This window comes from Chromobacterium sphagni (assembly GCF_001855555.1).
GTDB classification, from domain to species: Bacteria; Pseudomonadota; Gammaproteobacteria; order Burkholderiales; family Chromobacteriaceae; genus Chromobacterium; species Chromobacterium sphagni.
Window position 1 is genome coordinate 994,872 of the sequence record NZ_MKCT01000001.1, and the last position, 14,704, is coordinate 1,009,575.

14 protein-coding genes are annotated in these 14,704 nt (G+C 65.0%); 2 read left to right on the top strand and 12 right to left on the bottom strand.

What is annotated here, in order from left to right:
* Positions 1–33 precede the first annotated feature (33 nt).
* From BI344_RS04845 to BI344_RS04900, 12 genes are all read right to left on the bottom strand, one after another.
* Positions 34–801: a DeoR/GlpR family DNA-binding transcription regulator gene (locus BI344_RS04845; RefSeq protein ID WP_071111787.1), complete on the bottom strand. Its 768-nt coding sequence runs from the start codon at positions 799–801 to the stop codon at positions 34–36.
* 24 nt (positions 802–825) lie between these two features.
* Positions 826–1,572, bottom strand: coding sequence for a zinc-dependent alcohol dehydrogenase family protein (locus BI344_RS04850; RefSeq protein ID WP_071111788.1), 747 nt, complete (start codon positions 1,570–1,572; stop codon positions 826–828).
* A 76-nt stretch (positions 1,573–1,648) separates the two neighbouring features.
* Positions 1,649–2,581 carry an IS5 family transposase gene (locus BI344_RS04855; protein ID WP_071111789.1) on the bottom strand — a complete coding sequence of 311 codons (933 nt, stop codon included), beginning with the start codon at positions 2,579–2,581 and terminating at the stop codon, positions 1,649–1,651.
* A gap of 244 nt (positions 2,582–2,825) precedes the next feature.
* On the bottom strand, positions 2,826–4,364 hold the full coding sequence (locus BI344_RS04860) for an EAL domain-containing protein (RefSeq protein ID WP_071111790.1): 1,539 nt from the start codon (positions 4,362–4,364) through the stop codon (positions 2,826–2,828).
* A 140-nt stretch (positions 4,365–4,504) separates the two neighbouring features.
* Positions 4,505–5,884, bottom strand: coding sequence for an argininosuccinate lyase (argH, locus tag BI344_RS04865; protein ID WP_071111791.1), 1,380 nt, complete (start codon positions 5,882–5,884; stop codon positions 4,505–4,507).
* A 255-nt stretch (positions 5,885–6,139) separates the two neighbouring features.
* Complete coding sequence (locus BI344_RS04870) at positions 6,140–6,742, bottom strand: substrate-binding periplasmic protein (RefSeq protein WP_158021031.1); 603 nt, start codon at positions 6,740–6,742, stop codon at positions 6,140–6,142.
* Positions 6,743–6,885: 143 nt separating this feature from the next.
* Positions 6,886–7,620 carry an amino acid ABC transporter ATP-binding protein gene (locus tag BI344_RS04875; protein WP_071111793.1) on the bottom strand — a complete coding sequence of 245 codons (735 nt, stop codon included), beginning with the start codon at positions 7,618–7,620 and terminating at the stop codon, positions 6,886–6,888.
* A gap of 5 nt (positions 7,621–7,625) precedes the next feature.
* Positions 7,626–8,291 carry an amino acid ABC transporter permease gene (locus tag BI344_RS04880; protein WP_071111794.1) on the bottom strand — a complete coding sequence of 222 codons (666 nt, stop codon included), beginning with the start codon at positions 8,289–8,291 and terminating at the stop codon, positions 7,626–7,628.
* Positions 8,291–9,031, bottom strand: coding sequence for an amino acid ABC transporter permease (locus BI344_RS04885; protein WP_071111795.1), 741 nt, complete (start codon positions 9,029–9,031; stop codon positions 8,291–8,293). Before BI344_RS04885 ends, BI344_RS04880 begins: the two co-directional genes overlap by 1 nt.
* Positions 9,032–9,185: 154 nt before the next feature.
* Positions 9,186–10,085 carry a glutamate/aspartate ABC transporter substrate-binding protein gene (locus BI344_RS04890; protein ID WP_071111796.1) on the bottom strand — a complete coding sequence of 300 codons (900 nt, stop codon included), beginning with the start codon at positions 10,083–10,085 and terminating at the stop codon, positions 9,186–9,188.
* Between the two features lie 113 nt (positions 10,086–10,198).
* Positions 10,199–10,987, bottom strand: a complete 789-nt coding sequence (gene rsmA, locus BI344_RS04895) for a 16S rRNA (adenine(1518)-N(6)/adenine(1519)-N(6))-dimethyltransferase RsmA (protein WP_071111797.1) — start codon at positions 10,985–10,987, stop codon at positions 10,199–10,201.
* A gap of 85 nt (positions 10,988–11,072) precedes the next feature.
* Positions 11,073–12,239 carry a multidrug effflux MFS transporter gene (locus BI344_RS04900; protein ID WP_071111798.1) on the bottom strand — a complete coding sequence of 389 codons (1,167 nt, stop codon included), beginning with the start codon at positions 12,237–12,239 and terminating at the stop codon, positions 11,073–11,075.
* 286 nt (positions 12,240–12,525) lie between these two features.
* On the opposite strand from BI344_RS04900, the gene BI344_RS04905 reads away from it, so the two are divergent.
* Both BI344_RS04905 and rng read left to right on the top strand, forming a co-directional pair.
* Positions 12,526–13,122 carry a Maf family protein gene (locus BI344_RS04905; protein ID WP_071111799.1) on the top strand — a complete coding sequence of 199 codons (597 nt, stop codon included), beginning with the start codon at positions 12,526–12,528 and terminating at the stop codon, positions 13,120–13,122.
* 17 nt (positions 13,123–13,139) lie between these two features.
* On the top strand, positions 13,140–14,636 hold the full coding sequence (gene rng, locus BI344_RS04910) for a ribonuclease G (protein ID WP_071111800.1): 1,497 nt from the start codon (positions 13,140–13,142) through the stop codon (positions 14,634–14,636).
* The last annotated feature ends 68 nt before the right edge of the window (positions 14,637–14,704 follow it).

Here is a 14,704-nt window from a genome sequence, read left to right on the forward strand (position 1 = left end):
GGACGGCGTTTTCGCGTGGGCAGAGCTGGGGGCTCAGGCTTCGGACAGCACCAGCCGCACGCTGTGTTCTTCCAGCAGCTTGCTCACCGGCTCCGGCGGCATCGAATCGGTGAATACGGTGTGGAATTCGCTGATGTGGCCCATGCGCACCAGCGCGTTGCGGCCGAACTTGCTGTGATCGGCGGCCAGGTAGCGGTGGCGGGCATTGTTCATCATTGCCTGCGCCACCCGCACTTCGCGGTAGTCGAAGTCCAGCAGCGAGCCGTCGGATTCGATGCCGGACACGCCGATGATGGCGTAGTCCACCTTGAACTGGTTGATGAAGTCCAGCGTCGCCACGCCGGTGATGCCGCCGTCCGACGCGCGCACGGTGCCGGAGGTGATCATCGCGGTGAAGTCCGGGTTGGTGGACATGATGGAGGCGACGTGGATGTTGTTGGTGATCACGCGCAGGCCCTTGTGGGTGGCGGTGAGCGCCTGCGCCACCGCCTCTATCGTGGTGCCTATGCTCATGAACAGCGAGGCATGATCGGGGATGCTGCGCGCGATCATGTCGGCGATGTGGGCCTTTTCGCTCTGGAATTTTCCTTTGCGCGCAAAGTAGTCCTCGTTCTCCACGCTGTTGCCCAGCGCGGCGCCGCCATGGTAGCGGCGCAGCAGATTGGCTTCGCACAGCTGGTTGATGTCGCGGCGGATGGTTTGCGGCGTGACATCAAGCAGACGGGCCAGCTCTTCGATCGGCATGAAGCCGTTTTCGCGGACCAGTTGCAGTATCTTGTCGTGACGTGGAGAGCGGCTCATAACTATTCGGAATCGAAAATCACGTTACTTTAGTAACATATTTTTCCCTCCGATAGCAAATGCCGGCTGCAAATTCAGCCGTTTCCGGCCGCCGCCACGACGACGGCGGCGCAGGCCCAGTGCGGGATCACTACCTTGCCCGGATCGCGGGGGGCCGCCGTTCAGCTCACGCGCCGCCGCGTCCCAATCGGGCCGGGCGGTGTAGTCGATCACCTCGTCCGCCCCCAGCTCCGTCAGCCGTTGCGCCTTGGCGGCGCTGGATGTGGTGGCGATCACCCGCGCCCCCAGCAGCTTGGCCAGCTGGATGGCGAACAAGAATACGCCGCCGCTGCCTTGGGTCAGCACAGTGTCGCCGGCCCGGATCGGCTGCGGGCCGTGCAAAGCGGTCCAGGCGGTGAGCGCGGCGCAAGTCAGGGTGGCGGCCTCGGCGAAGCTCAGGTGCTGCGGCGCCTTCACCAGCGCCTCTTCGCGCACTACCTTGTACTGGCACAGCCAGCCGTCCAGATTGCTGCCGTACTGGCGCGCCGCCGTCGGCAACGGAAACGGCCCTCTGAACCACTCCGGGAAGAAGGTGTTGCAGATGCGGTCTCCGACGGTAAAACGGCGGCAGTCCGCGCCCAGCTCCACCACTTCGCCGGCGGCGTCGGATAGTGGCACCAGGCCGTCCTGATAGCTCATCGGATAGCGGCCGTTGAGCAGCGCCAAGTCGCGGTAGTTGAGCGAGCTGGCGCGCACTTGCAGCAAGACCTCGCCGCGGCCGGGCTGAGGCATGGCTTCGTCATGGCGTTGCAGTGGCTCTGTTGCACAAATCCCAGGCAGGACGAGTTTCCCCTTTCCCCAAACCGATTTATGCCATAGCCACCGTGCACGGCCGGCCCCGCATGCTGAAGTGGTTCAAGATCGCTGCGCGCACTTGCAGCTCTGCCACTTGACCATCGAAACGCCGTGCCGTCACCCTTTCCCCCAACCGTTTGAAGCAATGTATCTTAGTTTCCACCAAGCTGCGGCGATGATAGCCGCTCCAGCGTTTCCAGATTGCCCTGCCTAGTCGCTTGGTCGCCCGCAGAATCTCGTTGCGAGCCCGCACACCCAGCGAATTTCCTTTCCACGGTCTCGCATTCTTGCGGGTCGGAATGCATCCGGTTGCGCCTCGCGCGGCAATCGTCTCATGACATGCCTTGGTATCAAAAGCCCCATCCCCGCTCACGCAGGCTATCGGCTCATCAGCCGGGATTTGCGCCAAGAGCGAAGGCAACATTTGCGCATCGCCCTGGCGGTTGTCTGTCACTTCAATGGCGCGGATTTGCAGGGTTTCCGCATCGATGCCCAGATGCACCTTACGCCATTGCAGGCGGTATTCCGCGCCGTGCTTCTTGGTTTTCCATTCGCCTTCGCCCAGCATCTTGATGCCTGTGCTATCCACCAGCAGGTGCAGCGCGCCCGAGCCTTTCTGGTAGGGAATTTGGACCTGCAGCGTTTGCTGCCGTCTGGATCGCGTGCTGTAGTCGGGGACGCTCCAGTCCAGGCCCGCCAGCTTGAGCAGGCTTTGGATGAAACCGATGGTTTGCCGCAAAGGCAGTCCAAATAGGTTCTTGATGGTCAAACAGAACTGAATAGCTACATCGCTATAGGTCTGTGTCCGTCCGCGCTTGCCCTGCGGAGTCGCCTGCCATGACATGGTTGTGTCGAACCAGACGGACAGAGAGCCGCGTCGGATCAGGGCTTGGTTGTAGGCTTTCCAGTTGGTCGTTCGGTAGCGTTTTGGAGCGGGCTTGGTCATGCCGCTATCTTACCAAGCTGCGGTGGGGGAGTATTTGTGCAACAAAGCCGTTGTTGAACCATTTTACCGCTCTGGGCCCCCCGAAGGCCGTGGCGGTGGCCGCGATGGGCTAAATCCGCCAGGGGTAAGGGGATGCTCATTTCTGGGCGGGGTTATGCAACAAAGCCCTTGCGGGTGATCGTCGCTGACGGACGCGAAGCGGCCCAGTGTACGCAGCCAGCATGCCAACGGCAATGTCATTTACCTATTTCCAGGTGTCGCCCTGGCGCAAGCGTTGGATGAACTCGGCCAGCGGCATCGGCCTGGCGATGTGATAGCCTTGCAGCCAGCCCACCCCCAACCGGCTCAGGTATTCCATCTGCTCGGCGGTTTCCACGCCTTCCGCCACCGTTTCCAATCCCAGCTTGGCCGCCAGCTCCGCCACGCTGTCGACGATGTGGCCGGACAGGCCGTCGCTGCCGATGCCGGCGACGAAGCCCTGGTCTATCTTCAGGCCGTCCACCGCCAGCTGCTGCAGGTAGACCAGGCTGGAATGGCCGGTGCCGAAGTCGTCCAGCGCGATCTTCACTCCCAACAGGTGCAGCTTGCGGAACAGCTCTTCCACCGCGGGCGTGATTTCTATCATCTCGCGCTCGGTCAGCTCCAGGGTCAGGGTGGCCTGGCTGCCGGCCAGCATGCGCTGCAGTTCCTGGCAGTCATCGTAAAGCCGGTTGTCCTGCAGATGGGCGCGGCTGATGTTGAAGCCCAGGTGGAAGCCCGGCGGCAGCGGCTGCCGGCTTAGTTGGCCGACCACCTGCCGCATCATTTTGCGCGTCATCGGCACAATCATGCCGCTTTCCTCGGCGCGCGGGATGAACAAGTCGGGACGGATCAGTCCCTCGCGCGGGTGGCGCCAGCGCATCAGCACCTCGGCGCCCTGCCAGCCGGGCTGGCCCGGCTTCACCACCGGCTGCAGGAAGCCTTCGAACTCGTCGCCCTCCAGCGCGCGCTGCAGCTCCCGCGTCGGCGATGCCGGCCGCCCCAGCAGCCAGTACAGGGTGACGCCGGCCGACAGGCCCAGCAGCAGCAGTACGATGGCCAGCGAGGTGTGGTGCTGCCACAGCAGAAGGTGCCAGGGCGGGATGTCGTAGCCGGTCAGCACGGTATACGGATAGCGTTGCGAACGGCGGCTTTCCTGGATTTGCCAGGGCTGCGGCGCTTGTCCTCGCCCCACTTTGCGCGGACCCAGCCATTCCCGGCCTATCTGCAGGTACACTGGATTGTTGTTGCTGGCGTCCTGCAAGGCCAGTTGCAGATAGCGGCCGTCTATGGTGGCCACCGCGTCGCCGCTCGGCCCTTGCAGCCGGTAGTACAGCAGCGGCACGTCGGGCGTGATCCTGTTGCCGGGCAACAGTTGCAGCAGGCCGTTGACGAATTGGCCGCTATGCAGCGGCAGCGCGATGGGGCCGCTCAGCGAGGTGCAGTAGAAGGCGTCGCCGCGCGCCAGCGCGGTGCTGCGCACGAAGGGCACTACCGCCACCTGGCGGCGCAGATTGTAGACCGCTTGGCCGCAGGGCTGGCCAGCTTGCGGCAGGATGGCGCGGGCGGCGAGGTCGGCCTGGCCCAGTATTTCGTCCACCAGTTCCAGGCCCTGCTGCGTCTGCTGCCGCGCCAGGCGGCGCAGGTCTTGTCTTTCCTGCCACAGCAGGGTGGGGGTTACGGTCAACAGCGGCAGCAGGCCGACCAGCAGGGCCGGCAGCAGGTGTGCCAGCCGGTGCTTGCGGCGTGGGTGCAGGGGGTTCATCCAGTCTCCGAAACGTGGCCGCAACCAGGCTGGCGGGCGAGTGGCTGGGCTGATTAATTTATAATTGCCACTTTATTTTAAACCAAAAATAAAAACCCTCCGACGGGAGGGCTTGGATTCAACACGCAGGCGGGCTCAGTTCATCCCAGCCTGCTGCGATGGCGGGCGATCTGAGCCATTACCTGGACCGGCGCGGTGCCGCCCACATGGTCGCGTTGCGCCAGGCTGCCTTCCGGCGTCAGTAAGGTATAGACATCGTCGGTGATCAGCGCACTGAAGCCTTGCAGCACCGCCAGCGGCAACTCGGCCAGATCGACGCCTTGGCGCTCGGCGTGGCGCACCGCCAGCGCCACCACTTCATGGCTGTCGCGGAACGGCAGGCCCTTCTTCACCAGGTAGTCGGCCAGGTCGGTGGCGGTGGCGTAGCCCTGCAGCACCGCGGCGCGCATCGCCTCCGGCCTCACCGTGATGCCGCGCATCATGTCGGCGTAGATGCGCAGCGTGGTCTGCAGCGTGTCCACGGTGTCGAACAAAGGCTCCTTGTCTTCCTGGTTGTCCTTGTTGTAGGCCAAGGGCTGCGCCTTCATCAGCGTGATCAGCGCGATCAGGTGGCCGACCACTCGGCCGGACTTGCCGCGCACCAGCTCCGGCACGTCGGGGTTTTTCTTCTGCGGCATGATGGACGAGCCGGTGCAGAAGCGGTCTGCGATGTCGATGAAGCCGACGCGCGGGCTCATCCACAGTATCAGTTCTTCCGACAACCGCGACAGGTGGACCATCACCAGGCTGGCTGCGGCGGTGAATTCGATGGCGAAGTCGCGGTCGGACACCGCGTCCAGCGAGTTGTGGCAGACGTCGTCGAAGCCCAGCAATTGCGCGGTGTAATGGCGGTCGATCGGGAAGGTGGTGCCGGCGAGCGCGGCCGCGCCCAGCGGCAGGCGGTTGACGCGCTTGCGGCAGTCCTGCATCCGCTCGGCGTCGCGCGCCAGCATCTCCACATAGGCCAGCAGGTGGTGGCCGAAGGTGACCGGCTGCGCCACCTGCAGGTGGGTGAAGCCCGGCATCACGGTGGCGGCGTGCTGCTCCGCCAGTTCCAGCAGGCTGGTTTGCAGTTCGGCGAGCAGGTGGACGGTGGCGTCGATCTCGCCGCGCAGCCACAGCCGGATGTCGGTGGCCACCTGGTCGTTGCGCGAGCGGCCGGTGTGCAGCCGCTTGCCGGCGTCGCCTATCTTGTCGGTGAGGCGGCGCTCGACGTTCATGTGGACGTCTTCCAGGTCCACGCTCCACGCTAGCTTGCCGGCGCCGATGTCGGCCAGGATTTCGCCCATGCCGCGGCGGATGGCGGCCAGGTCGGCGTCGGACAGCACGCCCGCGCGGTTCAGCATCGCGGCGTGGGCCAGCGAGCCCTCGATATCGACCGCGGCCAGCCGGTAGTCGAAGCCGATGGAGGCGGTGTAGTGCTTGACGAGTTCGGATACCGGCTCGGAAAAGCGGCCGGACCAGGCGTGTTGGTCTTGCATGGCGTTGCGTCCCACTGGTGATAGTGCAAAGACCCTACTATGCCAGCCGCCATCGCTCAGGGCCAGCATGGTTTTCCCCGCGCGCCTAGCGCGGCGCCGCGGGCGCGGTCGGCCGCAGCGGCAGGCCGCTCAGGATGCGGGCGACGCTGCCGTCGTCCAGCATCGCCCGCAGCGTTTGCGCGAAGCGGGCTTTGTCCGCGTGCAGCGGCGAGTTCAGCGCCAGCGCCAGCCGGTGCGGCCGCGTGTCGTCCAGCGTCAGCGGACCCGTCCGGCGAATTCGCGGCTGGACGCCAGCAACGCGGTTTGCTGTTCGTTGCCTATCAGCGCGTCGATGCGGCCGGCGGCCAGCTTGCGGAAGCTGGACTCCATTGTCAGCGCGGTGTCGCGGCGCAGGCGGGCATCGTTGTCGAAGTCTTCCTGATACTGCACTCCCTCCACCACGCCCACCTTCAGCGGCAGCAGGTCCTGATAGCGGCCGATGCTGCGCGGATCGCTGTTGCGCTGGTACAGCGCCAGCCGGTTGCCGCTGGCGAAGGGCGGCTCCAGATAGTCGAGATAGCGGGCGCGCTGCGGGTTGTACTGCACGCCTATCATCAGGTCGGCCCGGCCATGCTGCATCGCCGCCAGACAGCGCGGCAACGGGCAGTGGAGGAAGCGCAGCGGCATTCCCAGCCTGCGCGCCAGCTCGCGCACGATCTCGGTGTACGGTCCCGTCGGCTGGCCCTGGCTGTCGTAGTTCTTCCACGGCGCGAAGGCGTTGTAGGCCAGCACCAGCGGGCGCGGACCGTCGACGGCGGCGGACGCCGGCTGGACAGCGAGTCCCAGCCAGCACAGCAACAGGGCAAGCAGTGTCTTCACGGTGGTTTTGCTTGGAAATGTATTCAGCAATCCTATCCGCTAATTGCCAATGACATGCGCTTTGTCGCCCGCGCGGGGCGCCCACTGTTGCAAAAAAACAGCCCACGCCGCGGCGTGGGCTGTCCGCATGGCGGCATCGCGCCTCAGTGCTGCAGTATCTTCGACAGGAATTGGCGCGCGCGTTCGCTGCGGGCGTCCAGATCGCCGAAGAATTCCTCCTTAGCGCAGTCCTCGACGATGCGGCCCTGGTCCATGAAGATCACCCGGTCGGCCACGCGGCGGGCGAAGCCCATCTCGTGCGTCACGCACATCATGGTCATGCCCTCGTGCGCCAGCTCGGTCATCACGTCCAGCACCTCGTTGATCATCTCCGGGTCCAGCGCGCTGGTCGGTTCGTCGAACAGCATGGCGATCGGGTCCATCGCCAGCGCGCGGGCGATCGCCACCCGCTGCTGCTGGCCGCCGGACAGCTGGCCGGGATGCTTGTCGGCCTGCGCGGTCAGTCCCACCCGCTCCAGCAGCTTCAGGCCCTTGGCCATCGCCTCGTCGCGGCTGCGGCCCAGCACCTTGACCTGGGCGATGGCCAGGTTCTCGGTGATGGTCAGGTGCGGAAACAGCTCGAAGTGCTGGAACACCATGCCGACGCGGCTACGCAGTTTGGGCAGGTCGGTTTTCGGATCGCCCACCGAAATGCCATCGACGACGATCTCGCCATGCTGGAACGGCTCCAGCGCGTTGACGCACTTGATCAGCGTGGACTTGCCGGAGCCGGACGGCCCGCACACCACCACCACCTCGCCCTTGGCCACCTGGGTGGAGCAGTCGGTCAGCACCTGGAAACTGCCATACCACTTGCTGACCTTGTTCAGTGAAATCATTGCACTCATACAGCCAATCCTTGTTGCAGGCGCTTCACCAGCCGGGAGGCGCCAAAACTGATCACGAAGTAGACCGCGCCGGCAAAAATCAGGAATTCATGCGGCAGGCCGACGATGTCGCCCTTGGAACGGGCGGTGTTGAGGAAATCCATCAAGCCGACAGCGTATACCAGAGACGTGTCCTGGAACAGGATGATGGATTGCTGCAGCAGCAGCGGCAGCATCTTGCGCAGCGCCTGCGGCAGCACGATCAGCGCCATCACCTGGTGGTAGCGCATGCCCAGCGCGTAGGCGGCGCCGGCCTGGCCCTTGGGTATCGCCTGGATGCCGGCGCGGACGATCTCGGCGAAATAAGCCGCCTCGAACATCACGAAGGCTACCAGGCAGGAGGTGAAGGCTCCCACCGGCTCCAGCCGCCCGGTGATCCAGTTCAGCAGCAGCGGCACCACCAGGTAGAACCAGGAGATCACCAGCAGCAGCGGAATGGAGCGGAAGTAATAGACATAGGCCTTGGCCAGGCCGGACAGCAGGCGCTTGTCCGACAGCCTGGCCAGCGCCAGCAAGATGCCCAGCAGCACGCCGCCGACAACGCCGAAAGCCAGCAGCTTCAGCGTCAGCAGCATGCCGTCGGCCAGGCCCGGCAGCGCCGGGACGATTTGACTGAAATCCATCATTTGCCTCCCATCATGCCGGATACCTTGAGCTTCTGTTCCAGCCGGCCCATCAGCAGCATCAGGCTCATGTTGAGCGCGAAGTAGATCAGGGTGGACAGGGTGAAGGCCTCGAAGATGTTGGCGGAGAACTCGGCGGTCTGCTTGGTCTGCGCCAACAGTTCCATCAGGCCGATCAAGGACGCCACCGACGAGTTCTTGATGATGTTGAGGAACTCGCTGGTCAACGGCGGGATGATGATGCGCAGCGCCTGCGGCAGCAGCACGTGGCGGTAGATCTGCGGCAAGGAAAAGCCCATCGCCAGCGCCGCGTTGCGCTGTCCGGCGGGCAGCGCCTCGATGCCGGTGCGCACCTGTTCCGCCACCCGCGCGGCGGTGAACAGGCCCAGGCACACCACCACCGACAGATAGGCCGAGGTGGCCGGGTTCAGATCCTGCTTGAACCAGACCTGAGCGCCTTCGGGCAGCAGGTCTGGCACCAGGAAATACCAGACGAACAGCTGCACCAGCAGGGGCACGTTGCGGAACAATTCGACATAGCAGCCGGCCAGGCGGCTGGCCCAGCGTCCGGGCAGCGTGCGCAACACGCCCAGCATGGTGCCCAGCGCCAGCGCGATCAGCCAGCCCGCCAGCGCCACCGCCAGCGTCCACCCCAGGCCGGTGACAAACCAGTTGAGATAGATCTCGCTGCCGACGCCGGTGGATTTGAAAAAGACTCCCCAGTCCCAGTGGTAATTCATGAAGCCACTCCCAAGCCGCGCGGCATGATGCGGCGCGGCGATCGATGCCCCCGCCCGGCGCGGCCGGGCAGGGCGAAGCCGCCGCCGCGCATCCAGCGCGGCGGCTCCAGTCTGACAGCGTCAGCCGCGCCTGCCCAAGGCAGGCGCGCGCGCCTTATTCGGCGGGCTTGTCGCTGGGCTTGGCCAGCAGCGCCTTCAGTTCGTCGGACATCGGGAAGTTGAGGTTCAGGCCCTTGGGCGGCACCGGGCTGGTGAACCACTTGGCGTAGATCTTGTTGACCTCGCCGGACTTGAAGGTGTTGGAGAGCGCGGTGTCCACCACCTTCTTGAAGGCCGGGTCGTCCTTGCGCAGCATGCAGCCGTAGATCTCGTACGACTGCGACTTGCCGGTGACCACCCAGTTGGCCGGGTTCTTGGCCTTGGCCATCTCGCCGTACAACAGCGCGTCGTCCATCATGAAGGCGACCGCGCGGCCGGACTCCAGCATCAGGAACGATTCGCCGTGGTCCTTGGCGGAGATGATGTTCATGCCCATGTTCTTGCTGGCGTTCATCGACTTGATCAGCCGCTCGGAGGTGGTGCCGGCGGTGGTGACCACGTTCTTGCCCTTCAGGTCGGGGAAGTCCTTGACGCCGGAGGTCTTGGCGGTCAGCAGGCGGGTGCCGATCTCGAACATGCCCACCGAAAACGCCACTTGCTTGCCGCGCTCGGCGTTATTGGTGGTGGAGCCACATTCCAGGTCGACGGTGCCGTTTTGCACCAGCGGGATGCGGGTCTGCGAGGTGACCAGATTGTATTTCACCTGCAGATTGGGCATTTTCAGCTCTTTCTTCACTTCCTCCACCACCTTGTTCGCCAGGTCGACCGAGTAGCCGATCGGCTTCTGGTTGTTGTCGTAGTAGGAGAAGGGAATGGAGGCGTCGCGGTTGCCCAGCACGATCACGCCGCTGTCCTTGATCTTCTTCAGCGTGCCGTTCAGTTCGGCGGCGCCGGCCGGCAGCGCTGCGATGGCTGCCAGGGTACATCCTGCGATGACGGAGGTGCGAATACGCATGAGTGTTTCTCCTTATGACTCTCTTTGCGGGAAAAATGACGCCGTCCGGGGAACGGCGCCTTGATCTTCTTTGTAGTGATTGTCCGACAGTATGCTGTTATTTTTGATTCGCGTCAGGACTTGATGCCCTTGTCAGATAATTGGTTGGCCAGGCGGACGTAGTCCTCCACCGCCAGGTTCTCCGGCCGCAGGCCCGGGTCTATGCCCAGTGCCTCCAGATCGGCCACGTCGGCCAGCCCCTTCAGGTTGTTGCGCAGTGTCTTGCGGCGCTGGGCGAAGGCCTGGCTCACCAGCTTCTCCAGCAGGCCCTCGTCGCGGGCCACGCCGCGCGCGCCCGGCGCCGGAATCATCCGCACCACGGCCGAGTCCACCTTAGGCGGCGGCCAGAACGCTTCCGGCGGCACGAACAGGATGGTTTCCATCTCGAAACGGTATTGCAGCATCACCGTCAGCCGGCCGTAGTCGGCGGTGGAGGGCTCGGCCACCATCCGCTCTATCACTTCCTTCTGCAGCATGAAGTGCATGTCCAGCACGCGGTTGCCATAGCTGGCCAGATGGAACAGCAGCGGCGTGGAGATGTTGTACGGCAGGTTGCCGACTATCTTCATCGGCCGCTCGCTGACCGAGCCGAAGTCGAAGGCCAGCGCGTCGCCGGCGTGGATGGTCAGCTTGGCCGGCGGATGCTCGGCCTTGAGCCGCTCGATGATGTCGCGGTCTATCTCCACCACGTGCAGGTGCTGGAGGCGCGACAACAGCGGCTTGGTGATGGCGCCGAGGCCGGGGCCGATCTCGACGACGATGTCGTCCGGCTGCGGATTGACCGCGTGGACGATGCTGGCGATGACGCCGGCGTCCTGCAGGAAGTTCTGTCCGAAGCGCTTGCGTGGGATGTGCTTGCTCATGAATCTGCCAAATCTTGGAACAGCGGGGATTGTAAACCTTGCACCCGCAAATGTCCCAAGCGATTCAGGCAGTTGGCGGCAGCGCTCAGCCCTGGCGCGGCGCGGCGCGCTGCAAGGCCAGGCAGAGGAGGGACAGCGCGATCACCGCCGAGCCCAGCGCCCGCTCGCCGGAAAGCGGCAAGGCCGCCAGCAGCGCCGACAGCGCCGCCGCGAACAGCATCTGCGCGCAGCCCAGGATGGCGGCGGCGCGGCCGGCCGACTCGGCGAACGGCGCCATCGCCATGCTGGCGGCCGGACCCAGGGTCAGGGCGAAGCCCACGCTCAGCACCGCCACCGGCAGCATGTAATGCCAAGCGCCCTGCTGGCCGGCCAGCCCCAGCAACAGCGCGCCGGCGGCCAGCATCAGGCCCAGGCCGGCGTGCAGCACGCGGCGCTGGCTGAAGCGGCTGATCAGTTGCAAGCCGGCCAGGCTGCTGGCCATGATCAGCAATGCGTTGGCGCCGAATAGCAGGCCGAAGGTGGCGGAGGACAGGCCGGCGCGGTCTATCAGCACGCCCGGCGCCAGCGTCACGTAGCTGATGATCAGACCAAGCGCGCTGCTGCTGCAGGCGCCGTAGCGCCACAGCGCCGGGTGGCGCAGCATCTGTCCCAGGCCGGGTCCGCTTTGGCGCTCGCGCTGCGGCGGCAGGGTTTCCGGCATCAGCCGGGCCAGCCAGGCGCTTGTCGACAAGGCCGCCAGCGCCAGAAACAGGAAACAGGCCTGCCAGCCGTAATGCTCGGTGAGCAGGCCGCCGAGCGCCGGCGCCAGCGCCGGCACGATGTTGAGTGCGCCGTTGAGCATGCTGTAGCGCTGGGCGGCGGCGTTGCCGGAGAAGCAGTCGCGTATCATGGTGAAGGCGCAGACCGAGCTGGCGCTGGCGCCCAGGCCCTGCAGCGCGCGCAGCGCCAGGAAGGCCGGCAAGCTGTCGCACTGGCTGGCCAGCGCGGCGCTCAGCGCGTAAAGCAGCAGGCCGCCCAGCGCCACCGGGCGGCGGCCGATGCGGTCGGCCAGCGGGCCGAACAGCAGCTGGCCCAGGCCCAGGCTGAATACGAATACGCTGATGCTGGCCGAGACGTCGGCCTGGAAAAACCGCTGCATCGCCGGCAGCGCCGCCAGATAAAGATCGATGCCCAAAGGGTTGAACAGGATCAGCAGGATGGCGGCGGCGGTAGCCGGATTGGCTTGGCGGAGGGCGAGACTGGTAGGCTGCATGGATGGGCCTGCTGGCGCGGAGAGGCGCTCATCATAGCAAAGGCAACCCTGCCGATGTTGATTTCCATAATGAATATTAATTATCCATTCAATTGACTCTGGCATTGCGCAAGCCGCTGATTTCCCTCCTGCTGTTACAATCGTTCACCATTTCCCCATCGCTGGAAACGCCTGTTTCTCCAGCGTTTTCACGCCGGCAGCGCCGTCATTTCCGCACTAGTGATGGTTGGCGGATGGCCGCTCTGGTAACCTAGGCCTCAGCCAAAGAACAAACGAGCAGCCTGACATGAGCACCAATGACACCCGAATCTACCTGGCCTCCGGCAGCCCGCGCCGCCGCGAGATACTGGAACAGCTGGGCCTGCATCTGGAACGCATTCACGCCGACATAGACGAAGCGGTGTTGCCGGGCGAGGACGCCGTGGCCTACACCGAACGTCTGGCGCGCGAAAAGGCTGCCGCCGGCTGGCGGGTGGTGAGCGAAGCCGGTCTGCCCGAGCGCCCGCTGCTGGCCGCCGACACCACGGTGACCCAGGACGGCGAAATCTTCGGCAAGCCGGAAGGCGCCGACGACGCCCGCCGCATGTTGCGCGCCTTCTCCGGCCGCAGCCACCAGGCCATCACCAGCGTGGCCATCCGCCAGGGTGAGCGGTTGCTGGTCAAGACCTCGGTCACCGACGTGTTCTTCAAGGAATTGTCCGACGCCGAAATCGAGCGCTACCTCGCCAGCGGCGAGCCGTTCGACAAGGCCGGCGCCTACGGCATCCAGGGCCGCGCCGGCGTGTTCATCGAACACATCGAAGGCAGCTACACCGGCGTGATGGGCCTGCCGGTACACGAAACCGCGCTGCTCCTGGCCGAATTCGGCTTCGACCTGCCGTAAGCCGGAAGGAAGCTAATATGCTGCATCAATCGATAGCGCTGCCGCGCGATTTGCCGCGGCCGCAAGAACAGATTCTGGTCAACATCACGCCGCAGGAAACCCGCGTCGCGGTGCTGGAGGACGGCATCGTGCAGGAGCTGCACGTGGAGCGCGCCGCCAGCCGCGGCATCGTCGGCAACATCTATCTGGGCCAGGTCAAACGCGTGCTGCCCGGCATGCAGAGCGCCTTCATCGAGATCGGCCTGGAGCGCGCCGCCTTCCTGCACATCGCCGACGTGCTGGAGCAGCGCCAGCATCCCACCGAGCCGCAACGCATCGAGAAGATGCTGTTCGAAGGCCAGACCGTGCTGGTGCAGGTGATCAAGGACCCGATAGGCACCAAGGGCGCGCGGCTGTCGACGCAGATCTCGCTGGCCGGCCGCTTCCTGGTGCACTTGCCGCAGGAAGAGCACATCGGCGTGTCGCAGAAGATAGAAAGCGACAGCGAGCGCCACAGCCTGAAGGCGCGGCTGGAGAAGCTGTTGCCGGACGGCAGCCCCAAGGGCTACATCATCCGCACCAGCGCCGAGACCGCGCGCGACGACGAGCTGGCCGCCGACGTGGAATACCTGTCCAAGCTGTGGACCGACATCCGCCAGAAGTCGCAGACGCTGCCGGCGCAGAGCCTGCTGTACGACGACCTGCCGCTGGCGGTGCGGGTGCTGCGCGACATGGTCAGCGGCTACACCGAAAAGGTGCTGGTGGACTCCAACGAGAACTACAGCCGGATGGTGGAGTTCGCCGAGCAGTACGTGCAGATCGCCGTCGACAAGATAGAACGCTACGCCGGCGAGCGGCCGCTGTTCGAGCTGCACGGCATCGAGGCCGAGATCGACAAGGCGCTGGCGCGCCGCGTCAACCTGAAGTTCGGCGGCTACCTGATCGTCGATCAGACCGAGGCGATGACGACGATAGACGTCAACACCGGCGGCTTCGTCGGCAACCGCAATTTCGACGAGACCATCTTCAAGACCAATCTGGAAGCCACCCAGGTGATCGCCCGCCAGCTGCGGCTGCGCAATCTGGGCGGCATCGTCATCGTCGACTTCATCGACATGGACAACGACGAGCACCAGGCGGCGGTGCTGGCCGAGCTGGCCAAGGCGATGGCGCGCGACCGCACCCGGGTGACGCTGAACGGCTTCACCAGCCTGGGCCTGGTGGAGATCACCCGCAAGCGCACCCGCGAGAGCCTGGCCCACGTGCTGTGCGAGCCCTGCCCCACCTGCCAGGGCCGCGGCGAGATCAAGACGGCGCAGACGGTGTGCTACGAGATCCAGCGCGAGATCGTGCGCGAGGCCCGGCAGTACGACGCCAAGGGCTACCGCATCCTGGCGGCGCAGTCGGTGATAGACATGTTCCTGGACGAGGAGTCGCAGAGCCTGGCGATGCTGGTGGACTTCATCGGCAAGCCGGTGTCGCTGTCGGTGGAGGCCAGCTATACCCAGGAGCTGTTCGACGTGGTGCTGTTGTAGGGACGTGCCAGCGATATCCGGCCGTGGCTGGCCGGGATGCGGGAACACGGGCGGGGCTGCACGGCTTG